Source organism: Brenneria tiliae (genome assembly GCF_023347575.1).
Lineage (GTDB): Bacteria > Pseudomonadota > Gammaproteobacteria > Enterobacterales > Enterobacteriaceae > Brenneria > Brenneria corticis.
The window spans coordinates 117,953-142,977 of record NZ_JAKPCB010000092.1 but is presented as its reverse complement, the minus strand read 5'-3'; the positions used below and the strand labels follow the sequence as shown (position 1 = coordinate 142,977).

23 protein-coding genes are annotated in these 25,025 nt (G+C 60.3%); 8 read left to right on the top strand and 15 right to left on the bottom strand.

Annotation, left to right across the window (positions count from 1 at the left end; genetic code table 11):
- Window positions 1–773: 773 nt before the first annotated feature.
- From MFP24_RS06805 to MFP24_RS06785, 5 genes are read right to left on the bottom strand one after another with little or no spacing between them, the layout of a single operon-like run.
- Window positions 774–1,535, bottom strand: coding sequence for an ABC transporter ATP-binding protein (locus MFP24_RS06805; protein WP_249229732.1), 762 nt, complete (start codon window positions 1,533–1,535; stop codon window positions 774–776).
- Window positions 1,536–1,552: 17 nt separating this feature from the next.
- Window positions 1,553–3,124 (bottom strand): ABC transporter permease, encoded by a 1,572-nt coding sequence (locus MFP24_RS06800; protein ID WP_249229733.1) that lies wholly within the window; start codon window positions 3,122–3,124, stop codon window positions 1,553–1,555.
- Window positions 3,125–3,147: 23 nt separating this feature from the next.
- Entirely contained in the window at window positions 3,148–3,549 is a 402-nt protein-coding gene (locus MFP24_RS06795; protein WP_249229734.1) for an ExbD/TolR family protein, read from the bottom strand.
- A gap of 1 nt (window position 3,550) precedes the next feature.
- A complete protein-coding gene (locus MFP24_RS06790; RefSeq protein ID WP_249229735.1) occupies window positions 3,551–4,252 on the bottom strand; it encodes a MotA/TolQ/ExbB proton channel family protein in 702 nt (233 codons plus the stop codon).
- Between the two features lie 10 nt (window positions 4,253–4,262).
- Window positions 4,263–5,066 (bottom strand): energy transducer TonB, encoded by an 804-nt coding sequence (locus MFP24_RS06785; protein ID WP_249229736.1) that lies wholly within the window; start codon window positions 5,064–5,066, stop codon window positions 4,263–4,265.
- A gap of 403 nt (window positions 5,067–5,469) precedes the next feature.
- Here MFP24_RS06785 and MFP24_RS06780 point away from each other — a divergent pair, with 403 nt between their 5' ends.
- From MFP24_RS06780 to MFP24_RS06765, 4 genes are all read left to right on the top strand, one after another.
- Window positions 5,470–6,477 carry an ABC transporter substrate-binding protein gene (locus MFP24_RS06780; RefSeq protein WP_249229737.1) on the top strand — a complete coding sequence of 336 codons (1,008 nt, stop codon included), beginning with the start codon at window positions 5,470–5,472 and terminating at the stop codon, window positions 6,475–6,477.
- Between the two features lie 90 nt (window positions 6,478–6,567).
- Window positions 6,568–8,865: a TonB-dependent receptor gene (locus MFP24_RS06775; RefSeq protein ID WP_249229738.1), complete on the top strand. Its 2,298-nt coding sequence runs from the start codon at window positions 6,568–6,570 to the stop codon at window positions 8,863–8,865.
- Window positions 8,866–8,869: 4 nt separating this feature from the next.
- Window positions 8,870–11,638 (top strand): exo-rhamnogalacturonan lyase family protein, encoded by a 2,769-nt coding sequence (locus tag MFP24_RS06770; protein WP_249229739.1) that lies wholly within the window; start codon window positions 8,870–8,872, stop codon window positions 11,636–11,638.
- Between the two features lie 37 nt (window positions 11,639–11,675).
- Window positions 11,676–12,389, top strand: coding sequence for a DUF6250 domain-containing protein (locus MFP24_RS06765; RefSeq protein ID WP_249229740.1), 714 nt, complete (start codon window positions 11,676–11,678; stop codon window positions 12,387–12,389).
- Here the strand turns inward: MFP24_RS06765 and MFP24_RS06760 are convergent.
- The 4 genes from MFP24_RS06760 to MFP24_RS06745 all read right to left on the bottom strand — a co-directional run bounded on the left by MFP24_RS06760 (window position 12,384) and on the right by MFP24_RS06745 (window position 16,787).
- Window positions 12,384–13,304, bottom strand: a complete 921-nt coding sequence (locus tag MFP24_RS06760; RefSeq protein ID WP_249229741.1) for a LysR family transcriptional regulator — start codon at window positions 13,302–13,304, stop codon at window positions 12,384–12,386. The genes MFP24_RS06765 and MFP24_RS06760 overlap by 6 nt on opposite strands.
- A 229-nt stretch (window positions 13,305–13,533) precedes the next feature.
- Window positions 13,534–14,496 (bottom strand): 6-phosphofructokinase, encoded by a 963-nt coding sequence (gene pfkA / locus MFP24_RS06755; RefSeq protein ID WP_136166616.1) that lies wholly within the window; start codon window positions 14,494–14,496, stop codon window positions 13,534–13,536.
- 225 nt (window positions 14,497–14,721) lie between these two features.
- Window positions 14,722–15,624: a CDF family cation-efflux transporter FieF gene (fieF, locus tag MFP24_RS06750; protein WP_249229742.1), complete on the bottom strand. Its 903-nt coding sequence runs from the start codon at window positions 15,622–15,624 to the stop codon at window positions 14,722–14,724.
- Between the two features lie 26 nt (window positions 15,625–15,650).
- Window positions 15,651–16,787: a sugar transporter gene (locus MFP24_RS06745; protein WP_249229836.1), complete on the bottom strand. Its 1,137-nt coding sequence runs from the start codon at window positions 16,785–16,787 to the stop codon at window positions 15,651–15,653.
- Between MFP24_RS06745 and MFP24_RS06740 the strand changes: the two genes are divergently transcribed.
- Entirely contained in the window at window positions 16,684–17,046 is a 363-nt protein-coding gene (locus MFP24_RS06740; RefSeq protein WP_249229841.1) for a hypothetical protein, read from the top strand. The two genes, MFP24_RS06745 and MFP24_RS06740, sit on opposite strands and share 104 nt — an antisense overlap.
- Here the strand turns inward: MFP24_RS06740 and MFP24_RS06735 are convergent.
- The gene (locus MFP24_RS06735; RefSeq protein ID WP_249229743.1) at window positions 17,025–17,585 is read right to left on the bottom strand and encodes a DcrB family lipoprotein; all 561 of its coding nucleotides are present in this window, start codon (window positions 17,583–17,585) and stop codon (window positions 17,025–17,027) included. The two genes, MFP24_RS06740 and MFP24_RS06735, sit on opposite strands and share 22 nt — an antisense overlap.
- 104 nt (window positions 17,586–17,689) lie before the next feature.
- A complete protein-coding gene (locus tag MFP24_RS06730) occupies window positions 17,690–18,367 on the bottom strand; it encodes a 7-cyano-7-deazaguanine/7-aminomethyl-7-deazaguanine transporter (RefSeq protein WP_249229744.1) in 678 nt (225 codons plus the stop codon).
- A 218-nt stretch (window positions 18,368–18,585) separates the two neighbouring features.
- Here MFP24_RS06730 and tusA point away from each other — a divergent pair, with 218 nt between their 5' ends.
- Window positions 18,586–18,831 (top strand): sulfurtransferase TusA, encoded by a 246-nt coding sequence (gene tusA / locus MFP24_RS06725; RefSeq protein ID WP_249229745.1) that lies wholly within the window; start codon window positions 18,586–18,588, stop codon window positions 18,829–18,831.
- A 49-nt stretch (window positions 18,832–18,880) separates the two neighbouring features.
- Here the strand turns inward: tusA and MFP24_RS06720 are convergent, their stop codons facing one another.
- Both MFP24_RS06720 and MFP24_RS06715 read right to left on the bottom strand, forming a co-directional pair.
- On the bottom strand, window positions 18,881–21,187 hold the full coding sequence (locus MFP24_RS06720) for a zinc/cadmium/mercury/lead-transporting ATPase (RefSeq protein WP_249229746.1): 2,307 nt from the start codon (window positions 21,185–21,187) through the stop codon (window positions 18,881–18,883).
- A 91-nt stretch (window positions 21,188–21,278) separates the two neighbouring features.
- Window positions 21,279–21,908 carry a lysoplasmalogenase gene (locus MFP24_RS06715; RefSeq protein WP_249229747.1) on the bottom strand — a complete coding sequence of 210 codons (630 nt, stop codon included), beginning with the start codon at window positions 21,906–21,908 and terminating at the stop codon, window positions 21,279–21,281.
- A gap of 216 nt (window positions 21,909–22,124) precedes the next feature.
- On the opposite strand from MFP24_RS06715, the gene MFP24_RS06710 reads away from it, so the two are divergent.
- On the top strand, window positions 22,125–22,445 hold the full coding sequence (locus MFP24_RS06710; protein WP_009114875.1) for a DUF1820 family protein: 321 nt from the start codon (window positions 22,125–22,127) through the stop codon (window positions 22,443–22,445).
- A gap of 70 nt (window positions 22,446–22,515) precedes the next feature.
- On the opposite strand, the gene MFP24_RS06705 is transcribed toward MFP24_RS06710, so the two are convergent.
- Window positions 22,516–22,794, bottom strand: a complete 279-nt coding sequence (locus MFP24_RS06705) for a DUF1145 family protein (protein WP_009114876.1) — start codon at window positions 22,792–22,794, stop codon at window positions 22,516–22,518.
- Window positions 22,781–23,386 (bottom strand): 16S rRNA (guanine(966)-N(2))-methyltransferase, encoded by a 606-nt coding sequence (gene rsmD / locus MFP24_RS06700; RefSeq protein WP_249229748.1) that lies wholly within the window; start codon window positions 23,384–23,386, stop codon window positions 22,781–22,783. The genes MFP24_RS06705 and rsmD overlap by 14 nt, the downstream gene beginning before the upstream one ends.
- Window positions 23,387–23,685: 299 nt before the next feature.
- On the opposite strand from rsmD, the gene ftsY reads away from it, so the two are divergent.
- Window positions 23,686–25,020, top strand: coding sequence for a signal recognition particle-docking protein FtsY (ftsY, locus tag MFP24_RS06695; protein WP_249229749.1), 1,335 nt, complete (start codon window positions 23,686–23,688; stop codon window positions 25,018–25,020).
- Window positions 25,021–25,025: the final 5 nt, after the last annotated feature.

The following is a 25,025-nucleotide window of genomic DNA, read 5'->3' as shown; positions in this document are numbered from 1 at the left end:
GCACTGTCACGCGTCGGTCCCTGACGGGAGCGACCATAACGAGTTTAGGTCAACAAGGCATCCGATGCCCGAACTGTAACACCTGAGTCAGGTATTCACCGAAAACGACCGGCGCATTATGCCAGTTAATGACCATGATTCGCTATGATGACGCATCCGTAAGGCAATCACCCAGTAGCTTTCAAGCGGCGGGAAGCGTTCAGCGGGAGCCGGTGACGGCATGATGTTGTTTTTTTAGTATTTTCCTTCGCGTAAAAAATCGCGCTGAGGTGGGCGTGGCCGCCGGGTGAGCGGCAGGGACGCCGCGAAAGCCAGTGCCGCGCCGGACAAAAACGCCGGGAGCGTTTTTGAACAGCGCTTGCGCTGGCCCGTTAGGGCGAGTCCCATGGATGGGACGAGTATCCCGCGTCAATGGCGGCCCGACCAGCGGTCACGTACGCCGAAGGCATCGCGTAGCGACGACACCATTTTGCAACGTAAAATGGAACAACGCTTGCGTTGGCCCGTAGGGTGAACCCCAACGGGGTTCATCATTTCGCGAAAAGCCCGGGGTCACGGGGGGCTGGCGCTTGAGCCCCCCGTGTCGGGCGCGTGCTGCGACGGTGGCAGAAATCGACTGAGGTTAGTGCGCACGAAACCCTCACTGTGCTTACAGACATTCCTTCCCGAGATTTATGGGGAGTCTCAACGCCCACGGGGATAATTATGCCGGAGTGGGGGTATCATTAACTTCAGGATTTATCTGTACTTTCCATGGTAAACCAAAGACATGGCTACGCCTCGATCGAGGTCTCCGCCTGATTCAACGCCTCGCTCAGGATCTGGCGCTGCGTCAGCAGCGCCTGGCTGTTGCGCTCTCGCGGATAAGGGAGGTTCACCGGCAGGATATCGCTGATCCGCCCCGGTCGGGGAGACATCACCACCACGCGATCGGCCAGAAAGACCGCCTCTTCCACATCGTGCGTGACCAGCAGAATAGTCAGATCGGTTTGCCGGCGAATATCGGCCAGCCGCTGCTGCAGCTGCTGTTTGGTGATCGCGTCCAACGCGCCGAAGGGTTCGTCCAGCAGCAGGATTTTCGGGCGCGTCGCCAGTCCCCTGGCAATGGCGACGCGCTGCGCCATCCCGCCCGAAAGCTGGTGCGGCAGGGCGTCGGCAAATCCTTCCAGCCCCATCATCCGCAAATAGTGGGCGATCTGCCCCGCCGTCTCCGCCGCGGAGAGGCCGAGATTGAGCATGCCGAGCCGAATATTGTCCGTCACGGTGAGCCAGGGAAACAATCGCGGCTCCTGAAACACCAGGCTGACGTCGGCGGGAATGCCCTGCACGGGGCGATCGTCCAGCAGGATCGTCCCCTGCTCCGCTTCCTCCAGGCCCGCCGCCAAACGCAAAATCGTCGATTTGCCGCAGCCGCTGGCGCCGATGATGGCGACCAGTTCGCCGGCGCGCAGCGCCAGATTAATCTCTTGCAGCGCCGTCAGGGACGCGCCATTCACCGTAAACCGTTTGGTAATATGCTGAAATTGCAGGGACATGGGTTCTCCATTCGCGGTTACTTAAAACGCCAGCCGGTCAGAAAGCGTTCAGACAGGGTGATAGCGCGGGAAAAAATCGCGGCGACGACGGCAATCAGCACCACGCCGGCGATAATCCGTTCGGACTCCAGCAGCTGTTGGGCGCGAATCATCATGCCGCCCAGTCCTGCGCCCGAAGGAATGAAATATTCCGCGCCGATGGCGCCGGTCCAGGCGTGCATCAGCGCCAGCCGCAGCCCGGAAAAGAGGGAAGGCAGCACGCTGGGCAGCACCAGCATTCGCAGCTTTTGCAGCGGACGCAAGCGCAGCATGCGCGCCACTTCCCGTAGCGTGGGCGGCAGCTGGGCGATGCCCTGCCGGGTCGCCAGCAGCACCGGAAAGAAAGCGGCGACGGCGATAAACACCACTTTGGCGGTGTCGTCCAGACCGAACCAGGCGGTGATAAGCGGCAGCCAGGCAAAAATCGCCACGCTGCGCAGCGCGGACAATAGCGGATTAAACAGCCTGTCGGCCATGGGCCAGCCGCCGAGCCAGGCGCCCGCCAGCACCCCCGCCGCGCTGCCCAGCGCAAAACCTTGCAGGGAGCGCGCCAGGCTGGCGGTCAGATCGGTCAGCAGGTCGCCGTTGGCCAGCCCGGCGAATAGCGTCTCCACGACGCGATCCGGCGCCGGGAGAAAGACGGCGTTGACCCAGCCGCGATCGCCGCTTATCTGCCAGCAGCCGATCAACAGCAGCGGCACGATCCACGGCGTCAGGGACAGGCTGGAAAGCGGGGAGGTCATGGCGTCGCGGCCCAGTACCGGCGCCGGCCAGTGTACCCAGCGCCGTTCCAGCCACAGCAGCAATCGCTCTCCGGCAAAGCCGAAAAGGCCGATAATCAGAATACAGACGAACACCAGATCCAGCATAAACAGCTGGCGGCTTTGCACCAGCAGGTAGCCCAGTCCTTCGCTGGAGGCCAGCAGCTCCACCGCCATCAGCGAGACCCAGCCCTGTGAAAAGGCGAGCCGGATGCCGGTCATCACGTAGGGCAGCATCGCCGGGATAATCAGCAGGCGCAGAAACGCCGGCGGCGGCAGGCGCAGGCTGCGCGCCATTTCATGCAGCTTCTGCGGCGTCTGCTGAATGCCCGCGCAGGTGTACAGCGTGACGGGCACGGTGACGGATTTCACCAGAATCACCAGCTTCAGCGCTTCGCCGATGCCCAGCGCCAGCATAAACAGCGGGATCCAGGCCAGGGTGGGGATCTGCGCGATAACGGTGAACAGCGGCATAAACAGCGCGTGCAGACGACGGCTCAGGCCAAACAGGCTGCCGAGCAGCAGCCCGATCGCGATGCCGCCGCCCAGACCGATCGCCAGCCGCAGCAGGCTGATGGGCAGTTGATGAATCAGCTCTTCGGGGATAAATGCCCGCGCGCTTGCCGCCACCGCCATCGGCGAAGGCAGAATTTGCTCCGACATCCACCCGAGCCGGCTGGCAAGCCACCACCATGCCAGCAGCAGCAGCGGCACCACCAACGCGACGTAGCCCGCCGCCGCCGCGGACAGCAGCGGAGCGGCGAGCGCGGAAGCGGATTTGGACGTCATGGTATCAGACCTACCCGGCAACATTATTTCTGCGTCAGCAGGGACAGGCGCGTAATGCCCGCCTGCTCCACATCGGCCAGCAGCGCCGCGACCGTGCCGTAGCTGGCCTTTTTATCCGCCTGCACCTGCACCGCCAGGCTATCGTCGGCGGCCCTGGCCTGTTGCAGGCGGGGGATCAGCTGTTCGCGATCAAGGCGCTCTTTATTGATAAACACCTGCTGTTCGCCGTCGATGCTGATAACGATGGGATCGCTGCGATCGGCCGGCGCCACCGCCGCGGTTTTGGGTAATTGGATCGGAATGGCGTTGGTCAGCATCGGCGCCGTGACGATAAACACCACCAACAGCACCAGCATGACGTCCACCAGCGGCGTGATGTTCATTTCGCACATCACATCGTCATCGTTACGGGAAGTGAAAGCCATATCACACCACCTCCCGGATGTTTTTAACCGCAAACGGCGCCGCCGACGGCTCGCCGTTTATTTGAAAATCATGCGCCTGCATCACGCTGTAAATATCGTGGGCAAAATCATCCATTTCCGCCACGGCGAGCTTGAGGCGGCGCAGAAAATAGTTGTAGATCAGCACCGCCGGCACGGCGACGGCAATGCCGATCCCGGTGGCGATCAGCGCGTTGCCGATGGGACCCGCCACCGTATCGAGGCTGGCGGAGCCCGTCAGGCCAATCTCCTGCAAGGCCGCCATAATGCCCCAGACGGTGCCGAAAAGACCGATAAACGGCGAGGTGCTGCCGATACTGGCCAGGACCGCCAGCCCGCTTTCCAGCGAACGGCGTTCGCGCTGAATTTGCTGTTGCAGCGCCCGCTCCACCCGATCGGGAAGATGGATGGCGGCGGCCAGATTACCGCGAATACGTTCCGGAGCGTTGAGCGCCGCCTGCGCCAGATTGGCGAGAGAACCGGGCAGGCTGGCGGTGGCGGACAGCGTCTGACTCAGATCTTCCTGCCGCCAGAAGGCGGCGCGGAAGCGTTGGTCGCGGCGCCGCAAACGCCGGTATTGCCCCCACTTCAGCAACCCAAGCATCCAGGTCGCCACGGAGAAAAGCAGCAAAAGCAGAATAACCGCCCCCTCCGGGGAGAGCAGTTCAATGTGTCCGAGCGTCATAACGAATACCTCATGAATTAAGCGAAAAATCGATAGGGACGATTACCCAGCCGCTGACGGCCTGATTACCGCGGCGGGCCGGGACGAAAGACCAGCGCAGTACCGTGTCTCTGGCCGCATCGTCCAGCGCCGGATAGCCGCTTGATTTTTGAATACGAATGGTTTGCACCTTGCCGTCGGCGCGCACCTGCACATTGAGCAGCACGGTTCCCTCATGGCCCCGGCTGATCGCCACATCCGGGTAAGGCGGCGCCGGGTTATGCAGGTAGTCGGCGTTCGCCAGCGGCGGCGTGAGCGGCGCTTGCGCCGCGGCCGGAGAAGGCGCCGCCGGCACCGTCGAGGACGATGCCGGTTTGGGTTCCGCCGGCGGTTTGGGCGCCGGCTGGCGCTTTTTCACCGCTACTTTTTTTTTCGCCACGGGCGGCGGCTTTTTCTCCACGACCGGAGGAAGCAAGGCGTTCTCATCCACCGTTTTGGTTTCCGGCGGCGGCTCCGGTTCCGGTTCGCTTGGCGCCGCCGGTTCAACCACCTCGGGCGCCGGCTCTTCAGGAACGGCGGCGACCAGCTCCACGCTGACGGGCTGCGGACGCGGCGGCGCCGTCACGGGCAGCGTCGCCGGACGATTGAGCAGAGAAAGCGCGGCGGCGTGCAGCGTCAGGGTCAATATCGCCGCCAGCCAATACTGCGGCCGGGACGGACGTAGCGCGTTCAATCGCTGCAGAGCAAAATCGCCGAGGGAGCGGACAGCCTGTGTCGCCTGCGGGGAACGGGGCCGGGACTCCGCGGCGTCTCCCGCATACAGTAATTCCGTCATGATGTTATTACTCCTGACAGCATTAATTCGTTTATCCGATTTTTCTGTCCCATCCAATAAAGTCAAATTATGTATATGCATATCGATATACCCTTATTTATTTGACCAGGATAGGAAGGTCTCTCGTCCGATAATATTTATGGTGCGTTCAGCTTACGGGGAATAATTCCATTCAGGCTAATGCATAGTTGGAATAGTTTTTTTTCGTTTACTGCATACCGGTGAAATATAACGATGAGCGCTGGTTTAGCTAATTAACAAAAATGATAATGCTTTTTTTGTATTAGTCAGTTTATTTCTCACCGTTTAAATGTTGTGTTGCAACAATACCTCAGGGTTCGAATAAATAAAGCGGTTAAAAATAAATATATTCGAAAACACCATAACGGCGGGTAAAAATACCATGATGACTTTAGGGCGTAAAACGTTGTTCACCGGGCTGCTGGCCATCAGTATATTGTGCTCCGGCACGGCGGCGGCCATCAGTGAAATTCGCATCGCCGCGCCGGATATCGGCGCGGGCACGCAGCCCAGCGGCGGCGGGCTGATTGACGTGATTTATAGCCAGAAGCTGCTGGAGCGCGAGTTCGGCAAAGACGGCATCAGCATTCGCTGGACCTTTATCAAAGGCGCGGGCCCGGTTATCAACGAGGCGTTCGGCAACCACCAGGTGGATGTGGCCTACCTCGGCGATCTGGCCAGCATTATCGGCCGCTCCCGCGGGTTGGACACGCGGGTTATTGCGGTGGCGGCGCGCGGCATAAACCACTATCTGGGCGTCGCCCGGGGTTCCGGCATCCATCAGTTGGCGGATTTAAAGGGTAAACGGGTGGGACTGTTTCGCGGTACGGCGGCCGAGCTTTCCTTCGTCAACGCCCTGGACTCCCAGGGGGTGAAAGCGTCCGACCTCAAAATCATCAACCTCGACTTCGCGGCGGCCAGCGCGGCGTTGGCCGCCGGACAAATTGACGCCACCTGGGGCGGCAGCAACATCCTATCGCTGCGCGATAAAGGGCTGGCGGAGATCCCGCTTTCCAGCCGCGATTTACAGGGCGCGGGGCAGCTAAGCGGTTTTCTGCTGGTGGATGGGAAATTCGCCCGGGGTAATGAGGATATTCTCCGCCGTTTAGTCAAAGTACAGCGTGAAGCGGCGGCCTGGGGCAGCGCTGAAAAAAACAAGGACGCCTTTATTCAATTATTGGCGACCCAATCCGGTTACCCGGAAAACATATTACGCGCCGAGTGGGATACTTTACCGCCATTATCGGAGCGACTGTCTCCGGAATGGGACGCCGCCTATGTGGCGAAATTAAAACAGGCGGTGAAACTGGCCCACGAGGTTCGCCTGATTCGGCAACCTTTCGACGTGGATCAATGGCTGGATGATTCCTATCTGAACGCCATACGCTGACCCACTCCTCCCGATATTATTTTTTACCTATTGTTGCCGTAAATTTCACGGCAACGGGCGGGCCTTTTTTAATTAAATGCGGAACTGCACATGAACTTTAAAAAACGTAATTTATGGCTGCACCCAGCCTTAATGAGCTGCGCCTTAACCCTATCGGCGAACGCGCAATCGGCGGAAACGTCAACCCTGGTCGAAAACGCCGCCGAGAATAAAAACGGCGCGCAAGCAACGTCCGGTTCCACGGTGCAACTCAAGCGGGTGAAGGTGAGCGCCCAGCGCGTTCAGGCGCAGCCGCCGGCCACGCTGTCGACGGTTATCGACGGCCAAACGCTGGAAGAAGAGCGCCTGTATCGTTTTGAGGATCTGTCCCAGGCGGTGACGGGCATCGACATCGCGGCGGTAGACGCGATGGATACCCGCGTCACCATCCGCGGCATCGGCGACGGCGGCGGCAGCGAAATCAATATCGGCATGCCGAGCAGCGTCGGCCTTTTTCAGGACGGCGTCTATCTCTCCCGTCCGGGAATGCTCTCCAACGATCTGCTGGATATCGAAAGCGCCAGCGTGCTGAAAGGCCCGCAGGGGATGCTGTACGGCTTTAACACCACCGGGGGCGCGGTGGATATCCGCACCCGCAAACCCACCTTCAGGCCGGAATTTTCAATCAGCCAGTCGGTGGGACAGCGCGGTTACCTGCAATCCAGACTGATGGCGTCCGGCGCCTTGAGCGACAGCTGGGCCGGGCGCATCAACCTTTCCCGCACCGAAAAAGGCGGCTACGTCACCAACGTGGAGAACGGCCACAAGCTGGGCGGAAGCACCAGCAACGGCGTCCGCGGCCAATTGCTGTATCAGCCCAATGACGCTTTCAACCTGCGTATTACCGGCGACTACAGCAACGCCACCAACCGTCCGGTAATGACGTTGATCGACAGTCACGAAGTGGGCGGCGTCGATCTGTTTCGCGCGCGCGCCTCGGCGTTGGGCGTGAATGTGGTCAAGGGGCGCCAGGTGGCGCTGGACGACGAAAGCTCCAACCGCGTTACCCAGGGCGGCGGCGCGGTGGAAGCCAACTGGCGGCTCGCCAACGGCTTCAACCTGCACTCCCTTTCGTCGATACGCTATTTCCGCATGCTGCCCAAAACCGCCGACGGCCTGAGCATCCCCCTGTACCGCAACAGCGGCGCGGATGTGCGCGACCGCACCTGGTCGCAGCGCTTCTGGCTGGATTCGCCGAAAAACGGCGCGCTGGATTATACGCTGGGCGTCGATTACTGGGGAGAAAACCTCGATACCTTCGCGCACGACTATTACTACGACGGCAGCCAGGTCACCGACTGGTACGGCTCGACGGGAAATACCGGAAAATTCGTTCAGCGTTTCGGCGCGCTGGACGACACGCTGTTTTCCACCTACGGACGCGCTACCTGGCACGCCACGGATACGCTGGACGTGACGGTCGGGCTGCGCCATACCCGCGAGAAGAAAGAAGGATCGTTCCGCCGTATCAACAAAAACGATTTTGACTCCGGCCTGCTGGAGCAAACCAATAACCTGCCGTCCGCCATGGTGAACCTGAACTGGTTCGCCACTCCGAACGTCGTTCCCTATCTTACCCTGGGCTACGGGGAAAAATCCGGCGGGCTGAACATCTCCTCCGGCGCGGCGCAAAAGGCGGGGCTCGACTCTCTGTACATCAAACCGGAGAAAACCCGGGCGGCGGAGCTGGGGGTGAAAACCCACTGGCTGCAACGTAAGGTGGAATGGAACACCGCGCTGTTCTGGAGCGAAGTCACCGACTTCCAGACCACCGCCTATGATGAAGAAACCCTCAGCAGCTATCTGATCAACGCCGGGAAAATCCGTTCGCGCGGCGTGGAGTCGCAGTTGGCGCTACGGCCGATCGACGGGCTGACCATCAGCCTGAACGGCACCTTGCTGGATGCGCGCTATCTCAACTTCACCAACGCCAGATGCCCGGCGGAAGTCTCGCTGCTGGCAGGCGCGCCCGCCACTTGCGATCTCACCGGCCAGCGGGTGTTCAACTCTCCGCGCCTGAGCTACAACACCCGCGTACGCTATGAGTGGGAGACGCCGTATAACCTGCAAGCCTTTGTCTCCGGACAGTGGGCGTGGCGCAGCGCCGCCTACGGCACGGTGGATAACTCCGAATTCACCCGCAAATCCGCCTATGGCGTACTCAATCTGTCGACCGGCCTGAGCGGCAAACAGGGCGGCAACGGCTGGCATGTGTCGCTGTGGCTGAAAAACGCGCTGGATAAAACCTACTACCGCACCACCAAGTCCGGCGACTACGGCTCGGCGTACGGCGTATTGGGCGAGCCGCGCACCTTCGGCGTGACCTTCGGTTACGATTTCAAGGGCTGATTCGATGAGCAAGATCTCCTATTCACGCCGGCGTTTCCTGCGCGACGGCACGTTGCTGGCGCTGTCGACGCCGTTGTGGAAAAGCGCGGCGGCGGCTCCGGCGGAGCACAGCGCGCCCGCCGCCACGGCGCCGCAGGTGCGCCTGCGCTGGCTGGACGGGCAGGCTCCGCGTTCTTTCGCCGGCGTCACCTGGGGCGTTCCCTGGCCGCAAGGAGAGGTGCGCGGCGACAGCGACTTCCAGCTGTGGGACGGGCAACAGCACGTTAATTCGCTGCAAAGCTGGCCCCTCGCCCGCTGGCCCGACGGCTCCATCAAGTGGTCGGCCCACGCGCTGGGGGGCCGGCAGCCTCCCGGCGAAAAGCTGACGCTGCGGCCCGCCCCGCCGGCGTCCGCCCCCGCGGCGGAAATGGTCGGCGAAAACGATCGCGGATGGACGGTGGATACCGGCCGTATCCGCTGCCTGATCCCCAAATCCGGCCCCCACCTGATTGAGGAAGTCTGGCAGGACCGGCGGCTGGCATTGACGCACGGACGGCTGGTGCTGCGCGTGCAGGCCGGCGCAGAGAGCGATACGGTGCTGACGCTGGATGAGTATCAGGGCCAGGTCGAGACGGTGACGGTGGAACAGCGCGGGCCGCAACGGACGGTCATCGCGCTGCGCGGCGCCCACCATCATCGCCAGCGGCAGGGCATCACGCGCATCCCGTTTGTGATTCGGCTGTATGGCTATGCCGACTCCGCGTCGCTGCGCGTGGTGCATACCCTGATCTATGACCACGATGACCCCGACCAGAGTCTGAAGGGATTGGGGCTGGCGTTCGACGTTCCCTTGCAGGGGGAGCTGCACGATCGCCACGTACGCTTCGCCTCCGATCGGGGCGGCGTGTTCCGCGAAGCGGTGCGCGGCCTTACCGGGCTGCGCCGCAATGCCGGCGCCGCCGTTATCGACGCGCAGCTGAGCGGCAAAGCGACGCCGCCGGTAGCGGAGTTTCCCCCGGCGGTGGGGAAACGGCTGCATCATATCCCGGCGTTCGGCAGCTATCGGCTGACGCAGCATCATCCCGATGGCTTTCAGATCCACAAACGAACCAAAGAGGGGCAAGGCTGGCTGCTGTCCGCCACCGGCGATCGGGCGGCGGGCGTCGGCTATCTGGGCACGCCGCAGGGCGGCGTGGCGTTCGGCATCCGCAACTTCTGGCAGAGCTACCCGGCCTGCCTGGAGATTAATAACGCCCACACCGCCCTGGCGACGGTGACGCTATGGCTGTGGTCGCCCACGGCGGAGCCGATGGATATGCGCTTCTACCACGACGGCCTGGGACAGGATACCTTCGCCGCGCAGCGCGAAGGGCTGGAGATCACCTACGAGGATTACGAACCCGGCTTTACCTCGCCGCTCGGCGTGGCGCGCACCAGCGAGCTGTTTATCGATATTCTCGCCGCCACGCCGGACAACGCCGGTTTCGCCGCGCTGGCGCAGCGCATGCAACAGCCTCCGCTGCTGGTGGCGCAGGCGCAGGATCTGTCCCGCGCCAGGGCGTTCGGCCCGCTATGGGCCCCGGCCTCGGCCTCCTCGCCGCAACGCGCGCAGTTGGAAAACCAGCTGGCCTGGTATTTCGATTTCTATCGCCAGGAGGTGGAACAGCGCAAATGGTACGGCTTCTGGGACTTTGGCGACGTGATGCACACCTATGACAGCGACCGTCACGTCTGGCGTTACGACGTCGGGGGCTATGCCTGGGATAACTCGGAGCTCAGCACCGACCTGTGGCTGTGGCACTACTTCCTGCACAGCGGCCGGGCGGAGGCGTTCCGCATGGCGGAGGCCATGACCCGCCATACCGGCGAGGTGGACGTTTACCATATAGGGCGCTTCCGTCCCTTGGGCTCGCGGCACAACGTGCGCCACTGGGGAGACAGCGCCAAACAGCTTAGGATCTCCACCGCGGCCAACCGCCGTTTTCTCTACTACCTCACCGCCGATGAGCGCATCGGCGAACTGATGGATGAGCAGATCGAAGGCGTGCGCGCCCTGCGCGACGTGGTGCCCGGCCGCAAGATCGGACAGACCCTGCCCGCCGCGCCGCATCACGTCAGCCTCTATTTCGGCACCGACTGGGGCGCCGTGGCCGCGGCCTGGCTGACGGCCTGGGAGCGGCACGGCGATCCGGCGATGCGCGACCGCCTGCTGAATAGCATGCAAACCATCGCCGCCCAGCCGCACGGCTTTTTCACCGGCGTCGCCGACATCGATCCGGACAGCGGCCGCTTTTCCCCCGCGCCGCCGGACCAGGTTGCCATCTCCCACCTGAGCGCCGTCTTCGGCCTGGCGGAGATCGCCGGCGAACTGCTTGAGGTGCTGCCGGATCCTGCCTTTACCCGCGCCTGGCTGGATTACTGCCGGCTATACAATGACCCCGTCGCCTTAAGCGCCTTTGTCGGCAAACCGGTGAAGAAACTTAATCTGGCGCAGGGCCACGCCCGGCTGACCGCCTTCGCCGCCTGGCGTCTGCGCGATCGGGCGCTGGCGCAGCGGGCCTGGACCGAGTTCAACGACGGCAGCGGCGGCATTGCCAATCCGGGACGAGCGCTGCGGCGCATTGCGCCGCCCGAGGCGCTCTATCCGATTGACGAGGCCGTGGTCGACTCGTTAATCGACAAACATTCGGACAGCGCCATCGCGTCCAATCTGGCGACAAACGCCGTGGCGCAGTGGGGGCTGGCGGCCATCGCCTTGCTGGCCTTGTTGGACGATATCCCTTCCTCACATTGATTCCGCCGGGCAGGCGGAGAGTAAACAGGACATCAAAATGACGTATTCAGGTTGCACTGAAAGCACCACCCTATTGTCTTCACTTCAGGAAACGCACCCGGCCGGCGCGGATAACAAGCGCGAGGCGGCGGAGGATCCGCACCGCTACGCGCTCACCTGGTCAACCGACCAGCGCGGTCAGCCCTTGCTCTGGCGGGTGGAGCAGGAAGATCCCCAGCGCACGGCCATCCAGGCCGATGCCGAACGCCTGACGCTGGAGAGCGCGGCCGGGCTGACGCTGTGGCTGGACGCGCCGCTTGCCGGCGCCTACCGCATCGCCTTTGCGCGCGAAGTGCTGGTGGCCGACGGCCCGCACGATCGCCTGTCCGATCTCAACCAGTTCTGGGCGGCGCGCGATCCGGCCCATAGCAACCTCTTTACGCGCCACGGCCGGCTGAGCGAGTACGACAATCTGGATTTGTACTATGTCGGCATGGGCGGCAACTGGAACAGCACCACGCGCTTTCGTTACTACAACGGACAGGGGGAACGCGCGCTGCTGGGAGAATATACCGACGCCGACCATCTGCTGCGGCCCAATCATCGTTACCAGGTGGTTATTGAGGTCGATCGCCGCGAAACCCGCTTTCTGGTGGATGACGCCCTCTATTTTCGCGCCGCGTATCCGGCGGCGCCCGCGCCGGGCCATTTCGGTTTCCGCACCGTGTACTCGCGGCAGGCGATCAGCGATTTCAGCGTTACGCCGTTATAGCGATACCGCGGAACCATGCAGGTCATGATCGACCTGCGTGAAGGTTTCAATCAGTTTGCGCGCCAGCAGCGGCAGGCGGGCGTCCGCCAGATAGATGATGCCGTAGTGGGTATAAAACTCGTCGGCGTCGTCATCCAGACCGGCGATTTTCAACATGTGGATACCCTGTTGCTTGGGTATATGGAAATGGTTGGTGGTGCCGATGGCGTCCGAATGGCGCACCACGTCCAGCAGGCTATAGCCGTTTTCACACTCGATGCTGGTGCGAATGTCCTGCTTGCCGCTGAGCTGCACCAACGCGCGATGGAGATTGGGCGGACGAATGGTGGCCGCCAGCGGATAGGCGAACAGCTGGTCGACGGTGATCTCGTCGAACGCCGCCAAAGGGTGCCCCTCGCGGCAGCAGAATCCCCAGCGGTGCTGGCTCAGCGGCTGCACCTGATAGCGGGCGTCGAATTCAAAGTTGCGCGTATCCGCCACGATAAACGCCAGCTCTTCCGCCGTCAGCCGATGGCCCAGCGCCTGCCAGTTATCGACGCGAAACACCATCCTTGCCTTGGGATACTGGCGGGAAAAGGCGCCGATCACCTGCGGCATCAGCCAGGCCGCCGGCGCGGGTCCGCAGCCGAAGCGCACCTCTCCGGCCTCTTTGCCGTTGAACTGCTGCACGTCGTTGAACAGATCGTGGGTCTGATTAATCAGGCGGCGCGCATGTTCCAGCACGATCAGCCCTTTGGGCGTAGGCTCCAGTTGGTTATTGCGATCGATCAGGCGAGCGCCGATGGTCTGTTCCAGCGACTGGATACTGCGGCTGAACGCCGACTGGGAAAGTTTCGTCGCCTGCGCCGCCGACGTGAAATTGCGATGCTCAATCAGGGCGATAAAGTGGCGCAACTGGCGAAGATCGATATTCATAGCGGCGAATGGACAGAACCATTAAGGAGGGAAAGGGTAATTTGCAGGCTAACAGCTTTGAACGCCGGTAAAAAATAATAAATGCCTTTTTTATATATCTTTCAGTTATATATCGCCGCCGGGCTGCGCGATGTTCCCCCGACGATCGGCAAAAGCAAGGCGTTAAAAATAAAAATCCCGCTGGCAACAGCGGGATAGTGCGAGATTCAGGCGAAAGCGCGGCGCGGCATCAGAACAGCTTTTTGGCCGTTTCCAGCCAGTCGCCCTTGAAGGGGCGCTTCATGTTCTCAATGGCGTCGATAATGTCATGGTGCACCAGCTTTTCATTCTGGATACCGACGCAGCGGCCGCCGTAGCCCTGCAACAGCAGTTCTATCGAATACGCGCCCATGCGGGAGGCCAGAATACGGTCATAGGCCACCGGAGAGCCGCCGCGCTGAATATGCCCCAGCACCGTGGAACGCGTATCGCGACCGGTTTCCTGCTGGATATACTTGGCCAGCTCGCCGATATCGCAAATATGTTCGGTGATCGCCACAATGGCGTGTTTCTTGCCTTTATCGATACCGGCCTGGATCTCGCTCACCAGATCTTCCGGGCTGAACGGCACTTCCGGCAGCACGATAAACTCACAGCCGCCGGCGATCGCCGCCGCCAGCGTCAAATCGCCGCAGTGGCGTCCCATCACTTCCACGATGGAAATACGCTGGTGCGATGAAGAGGTGTCACGCAGGCGGTCAATCGCTTCCAGCACCGTTTCCAGCGCGGTGAAATAACCGATGGTGTAGTCGGTGCCCGCCACGTCGTTATCAATGGTGCCGGGCAGGCCGATACAGGGAAAACCCATTTCCGTCAGGCGTTTGGCCCCCATATAGGAACCGTCGCCGCCGATAACCACCAGGGCGTCAAGCCCCTGGTCTTTCATGTTCTGCACGGCGACTTCGCGCACGTCTTCTTCGCGGAATTCAGGAAAACGCGCCGACCCGAGGAAAGTACCGCCGCGGTTGATGACGTCCGACACGCTGTAGCGATCCAACTGCTCCATCCGATTTTCATACAACCCCAGATAGCCGTCATAAATGCCGAAAACCTCCAACCCTTCCGTCAGCGCGGCACGTACCACACCGCGAATTGCCGCATTCATACCGGGTGCATCACCACCACTCGTCAGTACTCCGATTCTTTTAATCATGACAACCTCTGGACTTGTAGATGTAATTTCGCAGGATTTTTCTATCGCCAATGGACCGTCGCCCGTTATGTCGACGGCATCCCTCTAAATTTTTAATAGAGGCATATTATAACAAATACCGGCGGCTGAATTGATTCAGGTCAGGCAAAATTATGCTGTAATTTTCACGATCCATGCTGTTTCACGCATAAACCGGCGGGGAATCTCTGCCGGACCGACGCCGAGCTACACATTCAATAGCCCCCTTTGCTCTTCAGGCACCGACGAAACCGGATCCTGATGGATAATAATATCAGAACCGGGGAATCGCCTTAGCAACGCCTGTTCCAGATCGTCGGCAATCTGATGCGCTTGCACCAGGGGCAGCGCGTCATCCATCTCCAGATGCAGTTGGATAAACCGGGTAGGCCCGGCGCGGCGGGTGCGTAAAGCGTGCGCGCCGCGGATTCCCGGCCAGCCGGTGATAATATTAACGATAGCGTCGCGCTCATTATCCGGCAACGCGCGATCCAGCAGCGACTGCACGGCCTGGTAGCCCATACGCAGCGCACTGTACAGAATATAAACCCCGATGCCCAGCGCAAACAGCGCATCGGCGTGGGTCTCGCCCCGCCAGCTTAATACCAGCGCCGCCAGTATCGCGCCGTTCATCAGCAGGTCGGACTGGTAGTGCAGCATATCCGCCCGCACCGCCTGGCTCCCGGTGCGTTTAACCACCCAGCGCTGAAAGGCCACCAGCGACAGGGTTGACGCTAAAGCGATAACCGTCACCCCTATTCCCACCTCCGGCGCGTGCAGCGTCCGGGGGGTCATCGTATGCTGTAAGCCGGTCAAAATAAGAAACAGGGCGGAGCCGGAAATAAACATGCTCTGCGCCAGCGCCGCCAGCGACTCCGCCTTGCCGTGGCCGAACGTATGTTCGGGGTCCGCCGGCTGCAGCGAGTAGCGCACCACCAGAAGATTCACCAGCGACGCGGCGATATCCACCAGAGAATCCACCAGCGACGCCAGCAGACTCACCGACCCGGTGTACCACCAGGCAAACAGCTTCATGATAAACAACAGGAGCGCGACGGTTGTCGCCCCAATCGCCGCCAGGGTAATCAGACGCGCATACTGTGACCCCATAACCCCCCTCACCTGAAAACCGGCAATCAGTTGATAACCGAATTGTCTAAAGCTTGAGCATAACGCCTGAAAATAAAAATACACCATCCCAGCGCGATCAGCGCCAGCGCGGCGCCGATAAAACCGATTTCCGTCAGGTTCAGGTGGGTAATCACCTGATTGCCGAGCAACGCGCCGCCGCCGATGCCGACATTATAAATGCCGGAAAACAGCGCCATGGCGACGTCCGTCGCATCGGGGGCCAACGTCAGGACTTTGACCTGCATACTCAGACCGATGGCCATAATCGCCACGCCCCAGACGAAGCATACCAGCGACAGGCTGGCGCGACTGAAGGAAAGCGGCAACAGCAGCAGCAGGCACAGGAACAATAACGCGATGGCGGCGATCAAAAACCCCGCCGGATATTTGTTGCTATAGCGGCTGAACAGCATGCTGCCGAGGATCCCGGCGCCGCCGAATAGCAGCAGCAGCGCGGTGATAAAGCCGTCGCTCATCAACGCCACCTTTTGCACAAAGGGTTCGATGTAGCTGTAAGCGGTAAAATGGGCGGTGACCACCACCACCGTTAAACCATAGACGCAGAGCAGCGCCGGCCGTTTAAACAGCTCCGGCACGCTTTTCAGCGAACCGGCATGACTGCTGGGCAGCTCGGGCAACAGTTTCATCATCACCAGCATAACCACAGCGGCAACCGCGCCGATAATCGAAAAAGTGACGCGCCAGCCTAAATACTGGCCGATCACCCGGCCTAAAGGCAGGCCCAGCACCATCGCCAGCGCGGTTCCCGTCGCCAGCAGGCTCAGCGCCTGCGCTTTTTTATCCCTGGGCGCCAGACGCACCGCCAGCGATGCCGTTATCGACCAGAAAACCGCGTGGGACAGCGCCACGCCGATACGGGCGATCACCAATACCCAGAAGTTCCACGCCAGGCCGGATAACAGATTGCTGGCGACAAACAGAATAAAAATCTTAATCAACAGCCGTTTACGCTCCATATTGCTGGAAAGCAGCATACAGGGCAGCGACATGACGCCCACCACCCAGGCATAGATGGTGATGATTAACCCCACCTGCGCGGCGCTCATCGAAAAGCTGACGGAAATGTCGGACAGTAAAGCGACGGGAACAAATTCAGCGGTGTTAAAAATAAACGCAGCCAAAGCAAGGCTGACGACGCGCAGCCAAGCTGTCGATCGGGGAGAACGGGTCATTATATTGATATCAAAAGTTAAAATAAAAGAATGCGCAAATCGGCTCGGTGAGGGGATTACGCGAAGCGCCAATTATCGGACAGGTATCACGCGCCATCCAGCGGCGTTTTTTTCCAACCGGCGTTTCCCCCATGGGTTTCAGGCGGCAGGAGAACCCTGCGGCCTGAAAAATGAAGGGGATACGGCTTATTTCAGCTTCAGCGTCTGAATAATGCTTTCCGCTTCGGCCTGCGCCTGCTGCTGGTTATCCGCCGGCAGCGTAATTTGCAGCGTCAGCAGACGATCGTCCACCTTGCCCAGCACCACAGATGAATAAGCCTGCTGGCCGCTGCTGGTGATAATGCTGTCCAGCTGTTGCAGTTTCTGCCCGTCCACCTCGATGGTTTTGTTGGTCACCACCTGGAGATTGGCGTCACGCGTGCGCTGCTGATCTTCCAGACGCTGCGTCAGCACCGATAACTCTTCGGTGGTGTTATCGCCCAGAATCACGATCGCCGCCTTTTGCCCGCTGGCATTGGCGTAAACGTGCATATTATTGGCCTGAGTACCCAGTTTACCGCTTTGATCGCTCATATCGGCCGGCAGGGTAAAGGCAACCTTGCCGGACAGCAATTCAATATTCTGGCCGGTCGCCGCTTCCGCCGCCGGTTTGTCCTGCGCCGGCGCGGCGTCTTTCGCATCGCCGTCGCAGGCGGCAAGCATAACAACCAACAGGCTCATTGCGAGGTATTTCACTACATTCGGCATTAGGGTTCCCTTTCTCTTTTTATTGGAACGGATAAAACATTATCGCACGCTATTCGATCGGTAAAAACAGCCAGTTTGCGGCCGTCTATTGCTGCGATACCGGCCTAGCGGCGACTCGCCGCGGGACGATAAGGCGTGCCGGGCTGCTGTTCGCTCAGGCGTTTCAGCACCATATTCAGCATAACGCCATACATCGGCAGGAAGAAAAGCAGGCTGATCAGCAGCTTGAAAGTGTAGTCCACCAGGGCGATTTCAATCCAGTTGGCGGCCATAAAAGGATCGCTGCTGCGATAAAAGGCGATAAAGAAAAAGGCCAGCGTATCGCAGAGGTTGCCGAAGACGGTGGATACCGCCGGGGCCACCCACCAGGCGTTGCGCCGCCGCAGCCGGTTGAAAACGTGCACATCCAGAATCTGCCCCAGCACGTACGCCATAAAGCTGGCGCAGGCGATGCGGGCCACGATGATATTGAGCTGCCCCAGCGCGCCGAATGACTGCCACGCTCCCTGGTAAAACAGGGCCGACACCAGATAGGAGATCAGCAGGGCGGGCGCCATCACGGTCAGAATGATACGCCGCGCCAGCGGTGCGCCGAAGATCCTTACGGTCAGATCGGTGGCCAGAAAAATAAACGGAAAAGTGAAGGCGCCCCAGGTGGTATGAAAACCAAAAATCGACACCGGGAGCTGTACCAGATAATTACTGGAAGTAATGATCAGAATATGAAACAACGCAAGCCAGATCAGCGCCGCAAGCCGCTGCCGGGGAGTAAAACCATACATATATGCGACCTTTTTGGTTATTGGGGTGAGGGAACCCAAGAAACGTCCTGCTCTTTTTTAGCCGCCGCCCTTCCGGGCCGCCGCTTGCGGCGCATAATACGCATTTGCTTCGGCAATGCAATGGTTGTTTTTTACGCAAACGTTGTCGCGGCTTGCGCCGAAAAATCCCCGGCGTAAACTATGGCGGTTTTTATTGCCATCTATCACCGAGAGCCCTGATGACCGACCTCTTCGCCAATCCCGACATAACCCTTGACGCCCAGGGGCTGCGCTGCCCGGAACCCGTGATGATGGTACGCAAAGCGGTACGCCAGATGGCGACCGGGCAAACGCTGCTGGTGCTGGCGGACGACCCGGCGACCACCCGCGATATTCCCGGTTTCTGCCGTTATATGGAGCACGAGCTGCTGGCGCAGGTCACCGAGCAATTGCCGTATCGGTATTTGCTGCGCAAAGGGGGATAAGCGCCGCGTGCCGGCAAAGCCCGGTGCTTTGCCAACAGCCTGACCGCCTTTACCCGTCCCGTTTCTTCAGCAAGCGCAGCGCGTTGGCGGTAACCAGCGCCGTGGCGCCGGAGTCCGCCAGCACCGCCAGCCACAGCCCGGTGATCCCCATAATGCTGGTGATGAGAAACAGCGCTTTCAGCCCCAGGGCGATGGTAACGTTTTGGCGAATATTGCGGTTCGTCGCCCGCGACAGCCGGATCATCGCGGCCAGCCCATCCAGACGGCTGTGGGTCAAGGCGGCGTCGGCGGTTTCCAGCGCCACGTCCGTGCCGCTGCCCATGGCGATGCCGATGGTCGCCGCCTTCATCGCCGGGGCGTCGTTAATGCCGTCCCCCACCATGGCGGTGGGACGTTGCCGATTAAGTTCGCCGATGGCCGTCACTTTATCCGCCGGCAGCAAACCGGCGCGGAAATCAATGCCCAGCTCGCCGGCGATGGCCGCGGCGGCTCGCGGGTTGTCCCCGGTCAGCATCACGCAGCGGATATTCAGCGCCTGGAGCCGACCCAGCGCGGATCGCGCATCGCTACGCAGCGTATCCCGCAGCGCCAGCAAACCGAGCACGCGGCTCTCCTCCTGCACCACCACCACCGTTTTCCCTTCATTTTCCAAGGCATCGACGCGTTGCCGCCAGTCAGCATCCAGCGTGCCTGCCGCCAGCCTGGCCGGGGAGCTGACCTGAAGGCGTTTGCCGGCGATCGTCCCCGCCACGCCGATGCCCGCCAGCATCCCCCGCTGCTCCGCGACGGGCAGAAACGCGCTCGCCGCCAGCGCCCGCCGCACGATGGCTTTCGCCAGCGGATGGCGCGAACCCGACTCCACCGCCGCGGTACGCGCCAGCAGAGCGGCCTCGCTGACGCCGGCGGCGGGCACAATATCCGTAACCTGCGGTTTGCCTTCGGTCAGCGTGCCGGTTTTATCAAAGGCGACGGTACGGATGCCGCCCAGCGACTCCAGCGCCGCCCCGCCCTTAATCAGCGCCCCCTGGCGGGTCGCCGCGGCAAGGCCGGAAGCGACCGCCGCCGGGGTGGATATCACCAGCGCGCAGGGACAGCCGATCAGCAACAGCGTCAACCCGCGGTAGATCCATTCCTGCCAGGGCTGCGCCAGCAACAGCGGCGGAATCAGAATAACCAGCAACGACAGCAGCATAATAGCCGGCGTGTAGTAACGGCTGAAACGATCGAGGAAGCGCTCTATCGGCGCCCGGCGCTCTTCCGCCTGTTCGATCAATTGCAGAATACGGTCAATCGCGCTATTGCCCGGCGTTGAAACCACCCGCAGCTGCACCATCCGGTCAACGCACAGGCAGCCCGCCGCCACCTTCTCGTCCCGTACCCGTTCAACCGGAACCGACTCCCCGGTCAGCGCGCTTTCGTCAAAACTGGCGCCGGCGGTCAGCAATACGGCATCGGCCGGCAGCCGGTCGCCGGGAGCGACTTCAATAATATCGCCGGGAAACAGCTGGGCGATCGGCACGCGGACGCGGCGTTCATTTCTGACCACCGTGGCCTCTTCGGGGATCAACGCCATTAAGGCGCTGACCCCTCGACGGGCGCGGTGGGCGGCATAGGACTCCAACTGTTCGCCCAGCATAAAGAGCAGCAGCACGACCGTGGCTTCCGTGGCGGCGCCAATCAGTAATGCGCCGACCGCGGCCACGCTCATCAGGGTTTCAATGGCAAAAGGGGTGCCGGAGCGGATAAGCCGCCACGCTTTTTTCAGGATCGGCACCAGCCCGACCAGCGTGGTGGCGATAAAAGCGATGCGCCCGCCGGACTCGCTAACCAGCGAAAGTCCCCAGCTTGCCGCCGCCAGCAAGGCGAACAGCGCCAGGAAGCCGTATTCATCGATAAAACGGCGCGAATCAGGAAAAAGAGGCGTGTGCGGAATGATATCCTGCAAGGTAAAACCGGCTTGCTTAACGGCGTATTGGACCTGGTCTCGTACGTCGCGGCGGGCATCGACAACCAGTTTTTCGGTGGCGAACAGTACCTTGGCCTGTTCTATTCCGGTGAGATTTTTTACGGCATTTTCAACTTTGCGCGCGCAGCTTGGGCAATCCATCCCGCTGACTTTCCAACTGAAACGCTGATGCCCGGCGGGTCGGTCGCTATCGCCGCCGTCGGGATCGTCCGAATCGGCATTATCGCCGCTTTCCGCGCTCAGCTCCGGTCCGCGGCCGGTATTGGCGACGGCGCCTGATGCGCGCTTTACCGCACAGCAGCTTTTTTCAACCCGTGACGATTGGCGGGCGTGCTTATGGCAGCAGGCCGATTTTTCAGCGCCGTGCTGGTGATGCTGATGAGAATGCATATCTTCCTCCCGAGTTGATGATAGTGATTCTCATCGCCAACTTTACACCCTCGTATCAGGCTAATCCAGCGATTCGCTTACCCGCCAGGGATTAAAAATAGAGCGAACGAACGATCAGGAAATGGCCGCCGAAATAGCAGGCCGCCACCACCGCCTGATGGGCGCGGAAATTGATCCGATAATGATGAATAAGCCAGGCCGCATGGGCGATAAACAGCAGCGCGCTGCCGGCCAGCAACGAGAAATTATAGTCCGTGCCGAGGGCAAAATAACGCTCGCCGGCCACCCAGACCATCAGCGTGGTCATAACGATAAACGCGCACACCGGCCAGCGCTGCGTATCCAGGCGGCTCCAGATAATCACTATCAGCACCGCCGCCAGAACGATCAGCGCCAGCGCCAGCGGCCAGAAGAAGGTGAGCGTTATCTGGCTGGTGAAAAAGCTGACGGTATACAGCAGATGCGCGAGAAAGTAGGCGCCGAAGGCATAGAGAATGCGCTGCGTCGGCAGCAACAGCAGGGTATCGGCAACCAGCGAGGCCAGCAGCCCAATGACGATCAGATAGCCCGGCGCGCTCAGCAGCGGCGTTTGCCAGGCCAGCGCCAGCAGCAATAATAAGGTAACGGGTTTAAACAGCCAGCGCTGCCATACCGGACCACGATAGCTGGCATCAACATACAGCCAGCCGGAAAAGAGCACGGCGATAAACGACCAAAGCATAAATTGTCCTTATTCTATAAGACAGGGCGGTATAGAAGGAAACCCGGCATCAGCTTATCTCTCTCCAACCGTTATATTTATTCAGTGTAGGGGATTGTGAGGAAGATAAACAACATCGGGTGCGGCAGATGCGCATACCGATGCTTCATGCTATGTTAGCGGCCCGTTTGGTTTGTTGATCGGCACATAAAATATGTTGAAGGAGAGTATGGTTGAATGAGCAATGAACCCGCGCTTTATCGTATTCAGTTTATGAATAATGGTAAAAACTACCAGCTTTACGTGCGTGAATTGGTCCCCAGCAATCTGTTTGGCTTTATTGAGATCGCCGATTTCGTCTTCGACAGCCAATCAACGCTACTGGTCGACCCCTCCACCGAAAAGCTGAAAACCGAATTTTCCGGCGTCAGCCGCAGCTTCATTCCCTTACAGGCGGTGATCCGTATCGACGCCGTCACTGAAAAGGGCAGCGCCAGGATTTCCGAACTGGGCGATAACGTTACGCATTTCCCCTACCTTCCCGGCAAAAAAAACTGACGCCTCAGTAACCCGCTCCGAACGCTGATACCGGCTGACGCCATGATCCGGGCGCCCGCCGGGAATGGGATTACTTCTTTGGCGGTTTAGGCTGCTTGCTCTGCCAGGCGAGCAGTTCAAATACGCCAAACAGAAAAATGCGCGCCTGCTGCCCCCAGGTCAGCGAGGGGTTCTCCTTCGGCTGGCTGGATTTTAACAGCAGCAGTTGGAAACCATGCATCAGGATGGTAAACGCCATCGCCACCGTCATAAAAATATTCAGCGGCCGGGGAAAAGGATGGATCAGGTTAACGATCAGAAATCCCCACACGCCCAGCATCAATAAACGGCCCAGATTAATCCATATCACCGCGTGCTCCTTTGTTCTCTTGGCGAAGATATAAACGATACGCCACCTGACCGGCGATTTTCTCACGGTGCAGCAGCCAGCCGTCCGGTATCGTCAGATGGCTATTCTCCGCCTCGGTTTCCACGTAAATCCACGCTTCCGGCGCCAGCCAGCCTTGCCGCTCCAGCAGGGACAGCGTCTGGTTGAGCAAATCCCGGCGAAACGGCGGATCGACGAAAACCACGTCAAACGGCTCGCCGGCCTGAGCCAGCCAGTGCAAAGTATCAGTATTGACGACCAACGCGTTTTCCGCCCGCAGCAGCGTCAGATTTTGCGTTAACTGCCGCGCCACGGCGCGCTCCGTTTCCAACAGCGTGGCGTGGGCGGCATAGCGCGATAGCGCCTCCAGCGCCAGCGCGCCGCTGCCGGCGAAACAGTCCAGGCAACGTGACTGCTGGATCACGGGCGCCAGCCAGTTGAACAAGGTTTCCCGCACCCGGTCGGTGGTGGGCCGTAAGCCGGGACTGTCGGGAACCGGGAGTTTTCTGCCGCGCCACTGACCACCGATGATTCGGATCTGTCCGGCGGCTGACGATGCGTTTTTTTTAGCCATAGCTCACATATTGATTGCCGCGCCGGACAAGCCAGCCGACACAGCCGGAGAAATTTAGCCGCTATTCTAACGGCGGTTAGGGGTTGAGGGAATGTTAAGATAGCGTTGTTGCGGCAACGCGCCTCAAAAGTCGCGGATTGCCGCTTTGACATATCCGGTTACCGAGATTGTCGGTCATTGTTCCCCGCGGCTGCGTGTTGCTGCCGATAGGAAAGTGTTAAACTTGTGGTTTATAGGCAAAATAGCCTGATTTTCATTATCGATTCGCTGCAGTGAGCGGCGTGGAGCGCGATTGCAACATGACAAAAGAGAAGAAGCGCGGTTTTTTTTCCTGGCTGGGATTAGGCCGACAGGAAGAAGAACAGCAGCAGCAGCCGCAAGATAAACCTGAAGCCGCGGATACGCCGGCGGCGGAACCCGCAGCGGACGCCGATGACCATCGGCTCTCCGAACCCGCACCTGAAACCGAATCCGGCGACTCCCCCGCGCGGGAAAACGAAGCCCCGACCGAACCGGCGCCGCAGGAAGAACCGCATGTCGCCGCGGAAACCGTGGCGCAGGAAAGCGCGCCGACGGCGGAACAGGTTGCGGATAGCGCGCCGGAGGCGGTTGAGCCGTTAGCTGAGGAAACGGCGCCGGTCATTGAAGCCGAACCGGAAAGCCGGCAAGCCGATCACACCGCGCCGGCGACGCACGAACAAGAGCGCCCCACCAAAGAGGGGTTCTTCGCCCGCCTGAAACGCAGCCTGGTGAAAACCCGCCAGAATCTGGGTTCAGGATTTATCGGATTGTTTCGCGGTAAGAAAATCGACGATGATCTGTTTGAAGAGCTGGAAGAGCAGCTGCTGATTGCCGATGTGGGCGTTGAAACCACGCGCAAGATCATCGCCAATCTGACGGAGCACGCCAATCGCAAACAGCTGAAAGATGCTGATACGCTTTTTGTTAAGCTGAAAGAAGAAATGGCGACGATCCTTGCTAAGGTTGATGAGCCGTTGAATATCGAAGGCAAAACGCCTTACGTGATCCTGATGGTCGGGGTGAACGGCGTGGGTAAAACCACCACCATTGGCAAAATGGCGCGCCAGTTTCAGGCCCAGGGCAAATCGGTGATGCTGGCGGCGGGAGATACCTTCCGCGCCGCCGCGGTCGAGCAGCTTCAGGTCTGGGGCCAGCGCAATAACGTCGCGGTGGTGGCGCAGCATACCGGGGCCGACTCCGCCTCGGTGATTTTCGACGCCATCCAGGCCGCCAAGGCGCGCGGGGTGGATGTGCTGATTGCGGACACCGCCGGTCGCCTGCAGAACAAAGCCCATCTGATGGAAGAGCTGAAAAAGATCGTGCGGGTGATGAAAAAGCTGGATGAAGAGGCGCCGCACGAAGTCATGCTGACGCTGGACGCCAGCACCGGACAGAACGCGGTGAGTCAGGCGAAACTGTTCAACGAGGCCGTCGGGCTGACGGGCATCTCGCTGACCAAGCTTGACGGCACCGCCAAAGGCGGGGTGATTTTCGCTATCGCCGACCAGTTTGGCATTCCCATCCGCTATATCGGGGTGGGTGAAGGCATCGAAGATTTACGGCCGTTCAAGGCCGACGATTTTATTGAGGCACTTTTTGCCCGAGAGGATTAAAACGG